Source organism: Mesonia sediminis (genome assembly GCF_042684705.1).
Classification (GTDB): domain Bacteria; phylum Bacteroidota; class Bacteroidia; order Flavobacteriales; family Flavobacteriaceae; genus Mesonia; species Mesonia sediminis.
On sequence record NZ_JBHULZ010000008.1, the window covers coordinates 65620 to 78794 of the forward strand.

The window sequence follows — 13175 nt, forward strand, 5'->3', positions numbered from 1 at the left end:
AATTACTTATGATTTCTGTTCTGATTCCCACTTATAACTATACTATTTTTCCATTGGTACAGAAAGTACACCAACTCCTCACTGCCGAGAAAATCGATTTTGAAATTATTTGTTTAGATGATGCTTCTACCAACCCATCTAGTATAGATGAAAATGACGAGATCAATGCTTTAGAACACGCATCTTATCAAGTACTTAAAGTAAATATTGGGAGAAGCAGAATTAGGAATCTTCTGGCAGACACTGCAAAATTTGATTGGCTACTTTTTTTAGATGCCGATGTGATGCCCATTAAAGATGATTTTATAAAAAACTACCTTAAATTTATCTCTAATGAGCACGACATTATTTACGGAGGTATTAAGTATGTTCCCAACAAACCCGATGCTGCTCAACGCTTACGCTGGCATTACGGGAATTTAAGAGAAGCTTTAGCCACCGAAAAACGCAGTAGAAAACCCTATGTTTCTTTTCTTACACTTAATTTTCTAATCCGTAAGTCAGTTTTTAAGAAGGTTAAGTTTAATGAAGATATCCCAAATTTAAGACACGAAGACACGCTATTTTCTTACCAACTTCAGCAAGCAGAGGTACCTATCTTACATATTAATAATCCGGTGTATCATTTGGGGATAGAAAGCAGTAAAGAATTTTTGAGAAAATCTTTAGATTCTTTAAAAGCTGCCCTGTATTTTAAACAACATAAACTTATTGACCCCGAATATATTAAAATTTTAGCCTTTCATAAAAAATTAAAAAAAGCAAAGTTAGATCGTGCTGCCGCTTCCTTGCCAAAAAGCACTTTACGCCACATCGAAAGAAATTTATTGGGACCCAAACCTTCTTTGCGTCTTTTTGATTTGTACCGTCTTTACCACTTAATTCAACTCGATAGAAATGCCTAGGTTTTCTGTGGTTATACCTATGTATAATAAAGCTGATTATATTCAGCGAAGTGTACACTCTGTATTGCAACAAACACTTGTAGATTTTGAATTGCTCATTGTGAATGATTGCTCTACAGATAAAAGTTTATCTCGTGCAGAAAAAATAGAAGATTCTAGAATAACCATTCTTCAACACGAGGTAAATAAAGGTTTATCAGCTTCAAGAAATACTGGGATTTCTAATGCTAAAGGAGATATTATCACTTTTTTAGATGCCGATGACGAATGGAAGCCCAACTTTCTTGCTGCAATTGACACCCTTGCCAGAAAATTTCCCGATTGCGATATTTATGGAACCGATTACGAGGAAAAGATTAACAACCATACCGTTATTCCCGTAAAAAACCTTCCCAAAGCGGTGAGGCCTAATCAATATGTGAAAATTGAAGATTTCTTTACCGCCAGTTTATTCAACCCTATTTATTGCTATAGTTGTGTTGCATTTTCTAGAAAGGCATTAAATAAAATTGGAAATTTTAATACCGCAGTAGATATAGGAGAGGATTTAGATTTTAACATAAGAGCCAATTCTCAATTTAAATTGGCTTACTATTATAAGGCTTGTGCAATTTACTATGTAGACATTCCTAACCAAATGACAAATAGTACTATTCGCAATAAAAAGCTAATAGATTTCAAGAAGTTTGACCGTCAAGCGGAAAGTCATCCCGGGTTAAAAAAATACCTTAATGCTAGCCGGTATTATTACGCCTCCCAGTATAAAAATCAGCGGAATAAAGCCTTGTTTAAAAAATTTAAACAAGATATAGATTTTTCGGCACTCAGCTTTAAACAGAAAGTTTTACTTGAATGCCCATTTTGGATGTATCAGGGTTTAAAAAAATTAAAAGCTTTTTTGATAAAAAGAGGAATTAAAGTCACTCCATTTTGAGTCCAGCTAGGTATTGCTTCCAAAGATGCTTCACCTTCTCTATAGAGAAACAAGCTACACTTTCAAGTGCAAAACCCTTGCATTGCTCATATAATGCTCTATCGTCAATCATTCTATTCATCGCCTGGGTTAAGGCTATAAAATTTTGATTTTCAACCAATAGACCATTTTTTTCATGTTGAATAATTTCACTCGGCCCCGAAGAGCAATTAAAAGCCACCACGGGAGTTCCGCAGGCTAATGCTTCTACCAACACATTGGGAAATCCTTCATATTTACTGCTTAAAACCAAAAATTTAGCATGCTTTAAAAAAGGAAAAGGATTAGTTTGAAAAGCTAGCAGTTGTACTTGCTTTTGCAAATTGAGTTGCCTAACTCTATTTTTGAGCACTTCACTCTCGTTGCCATCTCCCATAATAACCAATTTTATCCCTTTCTTTGGCAAATTGCTTTTTGAAAACGCTAGGATTAAAGCCTCAAACTGTTTTACAGGATGATTTCTACCTACAGCAATAATATACTCCTCTGGTGTATTTAGGCTTTCGTTAGCTTTACGCTGAATTGCTTTTATATCTATAGCATTAGGAATGGCTGTAACATTACTAAAACCGTAATGCTGTTGTACCACCTGCTTTATTTCTTTGGCTACGGTTATTATGCCGGCATAATCCGCGTATAAATGTTGAGCTAGTTTTTTGGGTTTTGGAAAATACCACTCCAACCTATAACTGCGCACCATATTTATCATGGGGTATTTAAAAACCAATCTATTCAGTAACTTTTCCCTTAACGGAAAATCCTTCATTCTAAAATCTAAAATCAAATCGGGATTTTCGGCTTTTAAAGTTGTATGAAGTTTTTTATACCTTAAATATTTTGCAAGTGAAGAGCGTGAACCGGTTTTATACTTCCCTAAATTAATCAACTTTCCTTGGTAGGGATAGGCTACATCATCAAACAAGGTTACTATAAAAATTTTATGCCCCAATTCAGATAAAAGTTTCGATATAATTCCCGCAGCACGCTCGGCTCCTCCCCCGTTTAATCGATCGATTAAAATCCCTATTTTGTAACTCATTTTTTCTCTTTCGCTTTAAATTCATCAAAATCAACTCCATCTTGAATCAGACGTTTTCTAGGCCGAAAAGAATCGCTAAAAATACTCCTAGTTCTTTTTAAACCTTCAGCAGAAATGCCCATTAAATGGGTTAGCGAATGCGGAAAGTCATCTAGCATATAGGCTCTACTAGTATCAATCACAAAGTCAGTTGGCGTTTCAAAGCTAGGAGATTTCCAAAATATAAAAGGAATTTCATACATCGTTGAAGTGGGTTTATCTTCAAAATGCCCAAAAAATTCAGCAACATCATACATCTCTTCTCCGTGATCAGAAAAATATAAGAAAGCGCTCTTTTTGTTTTGTTGCTGTATTAACTTTAAAACTTCCGAAAGCACATAATCATTGTAGCGAATGGCATTGTCATAGGTGTTAATATTGCTCGTTTTTTCGTTTTTCTCTTCGGTTTTAAAATAATTAAAACGAGTAGGATAACGCTTATTATAAGCATAATGATTTCCGGCAAGGTGAAGAAAAATAACTTTTTTACCTTCTTCACTTAAGGTTTCATTCAGTAAAGGTAACAGCACCTCGTCATAATTTCCATTTTCATTAAAAGCGGAGTAATTTAGAAATACTGTCTCATGAGAAACTGAGGCTAGTTTAGAAATTAAGTTATCATGAAAGCCAACGGGACGTTGATTGGAAAGCCAATAGGTCTTGTAGTTGGCACTTTTTAAAAACTGTATAAGCGATTGTGAGGCTTTAGGGTTTTCATAATTAGCCAGCGTAAGGGCATCATATAAAGAGCCCATAGTATAAACGTGAGAACTTATCACGTCATTAAATAATTTTAAAGAGTCTTGCGCTATCAATAACGGATTGGTGGGCCTATCATAGCCATACACTTGCATGTGTTTTCTACTGGCAGATTCTCCTATGGCTACCACAATCAACTCATTTTGAGTAGTGGTTGCTACTTCAATCTGTAAATTTTCTGCTCTAAATTGCTCTATTTCATTTACCTGCTCCTTGTATTGCGTGTAAGATTTTACCGTGATATACGGTAAATTATAGATTATAAGTTTAGAAAATTTAAGCACCCCTGCTAGCATTAAAATAAATACGACACCGGTTACTATCTTGGGTTTTGATATTGCTTTCGCGGAAGCTATAGATTTAGGAAAAAATGAAAAAAGAGGAAGTAAAAATAAAAGTAACCACAGCAGATAATAGGTAGAGAACGTCTGGCTAAATTCGGTTATCTCGGCAGTATTGGTATTTAGAATCACATAAATATAACTCGCGTTAAATCTGGTTTCAAATAGAATATACAATCCGGTTTCAATAATTAAAATCAAGTAAAAGCCAAGCAACATGGCTTTACTAATCCATTTACTGCCTTTAAAAGAATTTAAAATTAAAACAGACACATAAATAATTATCCCAAAAAGCGTATTCTCTAAAACATTTAAAAACGTTGATGGTCCTATTTGATGAATACCTATCTCCAGCAACAGCGCCAAAATTATTGGGTAAACCAATAATAAAATTAAACTCATTTTAGGGGCTTGTAAGTTGAAGATTCTATTCATTTTTTTTTGAATTAAAATGCATATAAACGAAAAACAAAACAAGAATTAAATAGATAAAATAAGCCAAGGCATAGGCCTTCACTATTCCTTGCAACCCATAAACCTCAATAAACAGATGACTAAAAATAAGATAGGAAAGGTTTAAAAAGCTATTGCTAATTAAATAAGCCTTAATCATTCGTTTGGCGTGGAACTGCTTTACCAGAGCGATGGCTAAGATGCTAATAAAATCACCAACCAACTGCCAAAAAAATAAACGCTCTGTAGGTAAAAATTCATCGCCCAACAACAATTGAAGCAACCAAGTACGCAAAAAATAGATTATAAAAAATGCAACTACCAGCAAAGGGATTGTAAGGGTATAAAAATGCTTCAACTCTTTTTTAAAGCTACCATACGCATCGGTTTTTGCTAGTTTGGGTAACAAATAAAATGAAGTAAGGCTTATAAAAAACATCAAGTAAAAAGAGGACAATCTATTCATAGCCTCCCAATAACCAGCGTCTTCTGTAGATAAGGTTTTAATTACTAAATTTCTAATCATTAAATAAGTAACCGAAACTATTGCGGTAGCATAAATGGTCATCAATAAATAACCACTTAATTTTTTTACCGCAGTAAGAGAAAATAATTTGAATTGAAATAAATTTAATAATACCTCTCTTTCTTTTCCTAGCCCCAAAAGCATAAGGAAAAAAACCAATATTGGTCCTAAGATAACGCCTATAAGCGCGCCCCTCAAACCCATTTGAAGCGCCAAGACAATAGTCATTACCATATTGCCTAGGCTTAAAACTCCATTAAGTACCACTAATTTTTTGTAGCGCTCTAAACCATTAAAAATATAAATTAATAATAGATTGAGCGATAAAAAGGGTAAGCCCACAGCAACCAACCGAATGATGTCTGCGTATGCATCTGTCTTGAAAACCACCTCACTCCAAAAAGAAGAAAATAAAAAAAGCACCACCCCAAAGACTAGCGCTACCCCCATACTCAATTGAAAAATACTAGCGATAATTTGTTGCTGTTGCTTAGCGTCTTGTTGGTATTCCGATACGTATCTTATGGCCCCGTTTTGATAACCTTCGGCAGTAAAACTAGAAATAGTTTGAGTAAAATTTCGCAAGTTTCCTAGTAAAGCTAGGCCAGACGGACCTATTACCCGACTAACTACCATTGTAGTGGCCACTCCAGATAAGGCTTTGAGCGCAACAATAATTCCGTTAAAATAAGAAGCTTTTAATAAAAGCCGATGTGTATTAAAAAACCTAAACCTCATTCGAAACTACTAAAGATACGAAGATACACTATTGAAGATTAATCTTTAGGTAAGCTACTAAAAAAGAATAACCCCAAACCTACTGGTTTGGGGTTATTATGATATAAAAACTAAAACAGTTTTTTATTTTAAATTATTTTATTGCGTTTACGTTCGTTCTCGGTTAAGAAAATTTTACGTATTCTAAGATGGTTAGGAGTCACCTCAACATACTCATCTTTTTGAATGTATTCTAAAGCTTCTTCTAAGCTAAATTTAATAGCCGGAACAATTTTAGCTTTATCGTCGGCTCCAGCCGAACGCACATTCGAAAGCTTCTTGGTCTTGGTTACGTTCACCGTCATATCATCTTGACGTGAATTCTCCCCAATCACCTGGCCTTCATAAATATCTTCACCCGGATCTATAAAAAAGCGACCGCGATCTTGTAGTTTATCAATCGAATAAGGAATTGCGGTACCTTTTTCCATAGAAACTAAAGAGCCGTTTAAACGCTGAGGGATGTCTCCTTTAATCGGTTGGTATTCTTTAAAACGGTGTGCCATAATCGCTTCTCCCGCTGTGGCAGTAAGCAATTGGTTACGCAAACCAATAATACCACGAGAAGGAATGATGAACTCACAAACCATACGGTCTCCGCGAGCTTCCATACTAAGCATTTCACCCTTACGCATACTCACCATTTCAACCGCTTTACCAGAAACTTCTTCGGGTAAATCTATGGTCAATTCTTCTACTGGCTCACACTTTACACCGTCTATTTCTTTAATGATTACTTGCGGCTGCCCTATTTGCAACTCGTAACCTTCTCTACGCATAGTTTCTATAAGCACAGACAAGTGCAAAACACCCCGACCAAAAACCATAAATTTATCGGCACTATCGGTTTCTTCAACACGCAATGCCAAGTTTTTCTCCAGCTCTTTGGTCAAACGCTCTTTAATGTGCCTTGAGGTTACAAATTTACCGTCTTTACCAAAAAATGGAGAATCATTAATGGTAAACAACATACTCATAGTAGGCTCATCTATGCTAATGGTCTTTAAAGCTTCAGGATTTTCTACATCGGCAACGGTATCACCAATATCAAAGCCTTCTAAACCTACTAGCGCACAAATATCTCCTGCTACAACTTCCTGCACTTTTCTACGGCCCAAGCCCTCAAAAACGTGCAATTCTTTAATTTTAGATTTTTTAATGCTGCCATCTCTTTTTACTAGAGAAACCTGCATACCTTCTTTTAAAACACCTCGTTGCAGGCGACCAATGGCGATTCTTCCTGTAAAAGATGAGAAGTCTAAAGAGGTAATCAACATTTGTGGCGTACCTTCTTTATCTACTTTAGGTTCAGGAATATGCTCAATAACCATATCTAAAAGCGGCTCCAAATTTTCGGTTTCATTTTTCCAATCGGTGCTCATCCAGTTGTTTTTAGCCGAACCATAAACCGATGGGAAATCAAGCTGCCACTCTTCTGCCCCCAACTCAAACATCAAATCAAATACTTTCTCATGTACCTCGTCTGGAGTACAGTTTTCTTTATCTACCTTATTGATAACCACACAAGGTTTTAAGCCTAAATCAATTGCTTTTTGCAATACAAAACGCGTTTGCGGCATAGGCCCCTCAAAAGCATCTACCAATAGTAAAACCCCATCGGCCATATTTAAAACTCGCTCTACCTCACCTCCAAAATCGGCGTGACCAGGGGTGTCAATAATATTAATTTTGGTTCCCTTATAAGTAACCGACACGTTTTTTGACGTAATGGTAATACCACGCTCACGCTCAATATCGTTATTATCAAGAATAAGGTCACCTGTGTTTTCGTTTTCACGGAACAAACGGCAGTGGTACATAATCTTATCTACCAAAGTGGTTTTACCGTGGTCAACGTGTGCAATAATTGCAATGTTTCTAATTGAAGTCATATAGTAATTTAAAGGCTGCAAATTTACGCTTAATTTTCTGATATTAAAGCTTTAACCTAAAAATATAACATGAAGTTAAAAGAAACTGACATTTCCTTACATAAACCCTTTATTTTAAACGATTTCTATCCGCTTTAAGCGGAATAATTCACTCATAAATAAAGAAAATGCAATGCCCGAAATTAAAAAACAACCGCAGATGAACCCTTAATTACTTAGCTAGCGCCCTGTTTATGAAAGCAGACCCTAATCGCTATAATTTTTCTTCAGCGGCAAATCAATTTTAATTTATTCTCTACCTTTGTCTTAAAGTAAATGTTATGAATTTAGAGCAAATACCCCATATTAAACACATAGATAAAGATAATTTTTTCTTACTCGCCGGTCCTTGTGCTATTGAGAGCGAAGAAATGGCACTGCGTATTGCCGAAAAAGTGGTGAATATTACCGATAAATTAGGAATTCCCTACATTTTTAAAGGCAGTTTTAAAAAAGCCAATCGAAGCCGAATAGATAGTTTTACTGGAATTGGCGACGAAAAGGCCTTAAAGATTTTGCGTAAAGTTGCCGAAACTTTTAAGGTGCCCACCGTAACCGATATTCATGAAGTTAGCGATGCAAAACTAGCCGCCGAATATGTAGATGTACTGCAAATACCTGCCTTTTTAGTGCGCCAAACCGACTTGGTGGTGGCTGCCGCCGAAACCGGTAAGGTAGTTAACTTAAAAAAAGGACAATTTATGAGTCCAGAAAGCATGCAACACGCGGTCAAAAAAGTTACCGACAGCCACAACGAGCAAGTTATGATCACCGATCGCGGTACTATGTTTGGTTACCAAGATATGATAGTTGATTTTAGAGGTATACCTACTATGCGCCAGTATGCGCCTACAGTGCTAGACGTTACGCACTCGTTACAACAACCTAACCAGAGCAGTGGCGTTACCGGTGGCCGACCAGAAATGATTGAAACCATTGCCCGTGCAGGAGTGGTGAATCATGTAGACGGACTTTTTATTGAAACGCATTTTGATCCGGCAAACGCAAAAAGTGATGGCGCGAATATGCTAGATCTTAAGCATCTAGAAAAACTTTTACACAACCTGGTGCAAATTAGAAAATGCGTTAAGGCTTTATAAAAGCTTGACTCTGGCTTTAGTGTAGCATAGATTTTAAGCACTAACTGCTCAACTTTTAAACCTAACCCCAAGAACTTTTTAAATGAAGGTCTTGGGGTTTTGTTTTCAACCTAAAGAGCTTTTCTATAAAAGTTGTACAACTTTCTGAAAAATATTGTACAATTTTTATAAAAATATTGTACAATTTTTGGTGGAATATTGTACAATATTATATTACACTCTCAAAGGCTTGTGTTTACAAGCCCTACAACTTGTCATTAAAAGTTGCTGTAGTTTTCATTAATTAGCTGGCAATTACCCCATAAAATAAATAAAACATAGCCTTTAAGGCTATGTTTTATTCAGTAAAATCTTATGGTTGATAATAAAAGTTTGTCTAGTGCTAAGGAAGCATCAAGGCTACGTAAACCGGATAATGATCTGAAGGATACCTTCCTTCATACTGATTATCTAAAACTTGATAACTTTTTACTTCTATCGCTTTAGACACATAAATATAATCGATACGGTATTTATGCGGTATTCGTGAATTAAAATAATTAAAAGTACCCTTTGGCCCGATGGGCGCTGTTTGAGCAACTTTTTTTGCGTCTTTAAAATACTTATCAAAATAAGCAATAGGCGCTGTGGTCTCTTTCGAGTTAAAATCACCTCCTATTATAACAGGGTAGTGTTTTTTATTTATTTCTTCAATCTTTCTTTTGATCAGTTTTAAACTTTCTAATTTGGCTACCTCTCCCACTCTATCGAGATGAGTATTTAGTACATAGAACCTTTTACGGGTTGCCTTATCTTTTAATAATGCATAAGTAGCAATGGTAACTTGTTTGGCATCCCAGCCTTTAGATTCTTGTTCGGGCGTTTCAGACAACCAAAACGTATTGCTTTCTAACAAAGCAAATTTATCTTCATTATAAAAGATAGCGTTATAGCCTCCCCATTTAACATTTTCAACACGTCGATCTCCTACAAAACTAAAATTAGTTAGCGCCTTTTTTATATCTATTATCTGCTGATCTAATGGTTCCTGCAACAAATAGATATCTACGGGCACTTCGTTTAACTGCGTTGTGAGCAATTCTTTTCTGTTCGACCAGCTAATTTCTCCCACACCTTCTTGAGCATACCTAATGTTGTAACTCATGATCTTAAGATTCCTATCTTTTTCGGCTTTGGGCAAACGCTTTAAACCAACGCAAGAAAAAAGAATGCCGGCGCTTAACAGCAAGCATAAAAATGCTCTACTCCCCATTTACATAATCTTTTAAGTAGGCATATCTTGGCGTTAGCTCTCCGTTAGACGTCATTCTAGCCCGTTCTAAGACACCTTCTGGGTCATCATTAAAAAAGTTGGGAATTACATGCTCTAAAAACATATCTCCAAAGCCTTCGCTAGCATCTTTAGGTAGTTCACAAGGCAAATTATCTACAGCCATTACGCAAATGGCATTTTTTGCATCGTAGGCAACTTCTTCGCCACTGGTTTTATCGTAGCCATAAAACGGATCGGCGATGGTTGAAGCCCTTATGGTGCTGGCAATGGGTCCGTTGATATCGCAACTTACATCGGCAATGAGATTTATATTAAAATCTGGCTGTTGAATTTGTTCTTGGGTAATCAATTTTGGAGCGCCTTCGCCATAAAAATGACCGGCTATAAAATAGTCGGTTACCCGCGAAAAACGCATAAAATTTGATTCGTATTGTTCAGGATGATTGTAAAAGTCGTATTTATCTAGCACCTTAGCATCTTTGCGTTTGTTATAATCAAGCACATCTAGCAGGGTATACACCGGCTCATCATAGCTTTTAGTTAAGAAATCGTGCACGCTAATCATTTTGATATTTAGGTGTTCTAAAATTTCTTGTGCTCCGTGGGCTACTTTTCCCGATCCTGTTAGCGCTATTTTAATAGGCGGCAATTTTACCTGCTGCAAGTTGGCTACCACAGCATTATAATCGGGTAGGTCTTCTACCTTGGGTAAATTGAACAAATTATCGCGTAATCCTAAAGCTCTAAAGCCATTGTACGCCCCAACAATACCAGCGTAGCGACCAAAACCAATAAGTCTGCTGTTCTGGGTATCGGTAATTACTTCGTGATCATAGAGTTCTATATTTTTCGACAAAACAGCCTGCAATAAGGCCCTATTGTAGGGTTGCTTTTTGATGGTATGCGAGAAGAAAAAATATTTTTTATTGGGTATTAAAGCTTCAACCGGCACTTCCTTTACTCCTAATAACACATCGCAATCGCTCATATCTTGGGTTACCTCGAACCCCAAATTCTTATAGTCTTCGTCTGGAAAAACACGAATAGCCGAAGATTCTACCGCAATTTGGCAGCTGGGAAATTGCTTTTTAAGTTGAGAAAGTTTTTCTGGAGAAAATACCACTCGCCTGTCGGGCGGATTTTTACGTTCTTTTATAATTCCTATTTTCATATTTTCACAAAAATTTTATCGGCAAAAGTTAAAACCACTTCGTCTTTAACAAGCTAGCGGAAGACTTTCGGATTTATTGGGTAAATATATGATTTTATTGTATCTTTGCCAGCCTTATCTATTACAGATATTGTTCTTTTAAACTATTTTGCGTTAGGGATAGCAGCGGCATACTTTTAAAGCTGGTTTGCTTTAAAAGATATAGCGGATAGCCCGCCGCTTTTGCATCAAAAGCGGAACGCCCAGAAGTTTGTATTAAGCTTGTTGCCTAAGTTTTTTCTGCCAAAGGTAAAAAGGGAATAGTTGTTGTAGATAATGGTACTACTATTGGGGTCGATTTGGTTTTGACAGCGAGTCGAATTGAATAGTAAGCACGTCGAGCGCCGGAATATAGCTCGTAAATCTCATGTTTCAGACTTTTTTAAACGGCGAAAATAATTACGCCTTGGCTGCATAATCTGAATCATAGTAAGATTAGCTTAGTCCCTGTAAGACAGGGAGCCGAGATGTCTCGCGAGGGCCTTAATTTACGGCACTTGCATTTGAGGCACCGATAAAGTAAATTTAGGTATTCTGACGCCTTTAAGGAATACCGAAATTGAAAAGGCTAAGGAAAGATTAGGCGGTTTTCTGCCAGATTTTTCTCGAAAATTCAAGTGAAAACTAAGCGTGTAGAAAGCCATTGAATTGCTTGTTTGGACGGGAGTTCGAGTCTCCCCGACTCCACAATAAACCCTCGTAAGCCAGTACTTACGAGGGTTTATAATTTAAGGTGACAATTGAGGTGACAAATTTTAATTAAATTTTATCATAATCATACTTATAATTCAATAATTGAGGCGTAGGCATTTTACCTTCAGGAGCATGATAACTATGAACTGCTCTTCTTATATTTCATATTTCAAAGGTATTAATTGAAATTTAAAATATCACTCCGAACTATTAAGGGGCTAAAGTAATTAAGGGACTAAAGTAACGAAGATTATTAAGTTAATTTGAATGTTCTGATATAAAAATTATAATCACCTTTTATATCAATAGTATCACAAGAACTATTTATCATAGTAGCTTGGTAACTGCCTTTAACCGCATAGACAACCTCATTATCGTATTCAGAAATTTTTGATACACTTTGTATATAGTGAACATTATTTGCGCCTTTATCAGGATAGAAAATTCTGTCATTTTCAGAATATAACAAATCTAAATGGTAAGCATAATTGCAATCATTTTCTTGGTTATTGCCATCATGTGCAATAAATATTTGTGCGTCTAAATAACTTACATGCTCCATATCTTCATCCCAAGCGGGTGCTAATAATTGTATTGAGAAGCTAAATTCGTTTGTTTCTATATATTCCTCTGTTCTATTAATCGTTAAATCTGGTCGACCACTACACAACTGACTAAAATCTATTCCTAAGTAAGCGTAATTTATTTCCTCCTTAAAGTATTCTTCACCATTTCTAGTGATAGAAAAGTAATCACCTGAAATATTAGCATCATCATCCCTAGAACAAGAGGTGAACGCTATCATAATCGCTAAAAAAATAATTGCTAAAAAATTAAATCTTTTCATGGAAATAAAAATTGGTTATTTACTTAAAATTGATAAAATACATAAAGGGTTGCGAAAATAAAAGAATTTCTAAAAAGGTTAAATGTTTCGTATATTTTTAAAGCAATATCATATTGCTTAACATTTTTTTTGTAGAATAAAATCATCAAAAAGTATCTTCTAAAAAGAAGATGTTTTCATATTGTGAATTATGAAAATATTAATGCTATGACAGTTTATTTGTATTCAAAAGGCTCTTCAAAACCTTTTAGCTTATTACAGGATTGCCAAAGGGTTTCTTCGATTGATTTTGTCTTTTCAATTTTTTTC

The 13175-nt window shown here is 35.7% G+C and carries 10 protein-coding genes and 1 other RNA gene; 4 read left to right on the forward strand and 7 right to left on the reverse strand.

What is annotated here, in order from left to right; translation table 11 throughout:
- Window positions 1-8 precede the first annotated feature (8 nt).
- Window positions 9-905, forward strand: coding sequence for a glycosyltransferase family 2 protein (locus tag ACFSQ0_RS01640; RefSeq protein WP_379043213.1), 897 nt, complete (start codon window positions 9-11; stop codon window positions 903-905).
- Window positions 898-1839 (forward strand): glycosyltransferase family 2 protein, encoded by a 942-nt coding sequence (locus tag ACFSQ0_RS01645; RefSeq protein WP_379043216.1) that lies wholly within the window; start codon window positions 898-900, stop codon window positions 1837-1839. The genes ACFSQ0_RS01640 and ACFSQ0_RS01645 overlap by 8 nt, the downstream gene beginning before the upstream one ends.
- Here ACFSQ0_RS01645 and ACFSQ0_RS01650 read toward each other — a convergent pair.
- The 4 genes from ACFSQ0_RS01650 to typA form a co-directional block, all read right to left on the reverse strand.
- Window positions 1826-2917 (reverse strand): glycosyltransferase, encoded by a 1092-nt coding sequence (locus ACFSQ0_RS01650; RefSeq protein WP_379043219.1) that lies wholly within the window; start codon window positions 2915-2917, stop codon window positions 1826-1828. The genes ACFSQ0_RS01645 and ACFSQ0_RS01650 overlap by 14 nt on opposite strands.
- Entirely contained in the window at window positions 2914-4491 is a 1578-nt protein-coding gene (locus tag ACFSQ0_RS01655) for a phosphoethanolamine transferase (RefSeq protein WP_379043222.1), read from the reverse strand. Before ACFSQ0_RS01655 ends, ACFSQ0_RS01650 begins: the two co-directional genes overlap by 4 nt.
- Window positions 4484-5773: an O-antigen translocase gene (locus ACFSQ0_RS01660; protein ID WP_379043224.1), complete on the reverse strand. Its 1290-nt coding sequence runs from the start codon at window positions 5771-5773 to the stop codon at window positions 4484-4486. Before ACFSQ0_RS01660 ends, ACFSQ0_RS01655 begins: the two co-directional genes overlap by 8 nt.
- Before the next feature lie 128 nt (window positions 5774-5901).
- Window positions 5902-7704 (reverse strand): translational GTPase TypA, encoded by a 1803-nt coding sequence (typA, locus tag ACFSQ0_RS01665; RefSeq protein WP_379043227.1) that lies wholly within the window; start codon window positions 7702-7704, stop codon window positions 5902-5904.
- Between the two features lie 320 nt (window positions 7705-8024).
- Between typA and kdsA the strand changes: the two genes are divergently transcribed.
- A complete protein-coding gene (gene kdsA / locus ACFSQ0_RS01670; RefSeq protein WP_379043230.1) occupies window positions 8025-8843 on the forward strand; it encodes a 3-deoxy-8-phosphooctulonate synthase in 819 nt (272 codons plus the stop codon).
- A 382-nt stretch (window positions 8844-9225) separates the two neighbouring features.
- On the opposite strand, the gene ACFSQ0_RS01675 is transcribed toward kdsA, so the two are convergent.
- Both ACFSQ0_RS01675 and ACFSQ0_RS01680 read right to left on the reverse strand, forming a co-directional pair.
- Window positions 9226-9987, reverse strand: coding sequence for an endonuclease/exonuclease/phosphatase family protein (locus ACFSQ0_RS01675; protein ID WP_379043233.1), 762 nt, complete (start codon window positions 9985-9987; stop codon window positions 9226-9228).
- A 97-nt stretch (window positions 9988-10084) separates the two neighbouring features.
- Window positions 10085-11287 carry an NAD(P)-dependent oxidoreductase gene (locus ACFSQ0_RS01680; protein ID WP_379043236.1) on the reverse strand — a complete coding sequence of 401 codons (1203 nt, stop codon included), beginning with the start codon at window positions 11285-11287 and terminating at the stop codon, window positions 10085-10087.
- Window positions 11288-11616: 329 nt separating this feature from the next.
- Here ACFSQ0_RS01680 and ssrA point away from each other — a divergent pair.
- Window positions 11617-12016, forward strand: a transfer-messenger RNA (tmRNA) gene (ssrA, locus tag ACFSQ0_RS01685).
- A gap of 256 nt (window positions 12017-12272) precedes the next feature.
- Here the strand turns inward: ssrA and ACFSQ0_RS01690 are convergent.
- On the reverse strand, window positions 12273-12866 hold the full coding sequence (locus ACFSQ0_RS01690) for a hypothetical protein (protein WP_379043239.1): 594 nt from the start codon (window positions 12864-12866) through the stop codon (window positions 12273-12275).
- Window positions 12867-13175 lie beyond the last annotated feature (309 nt).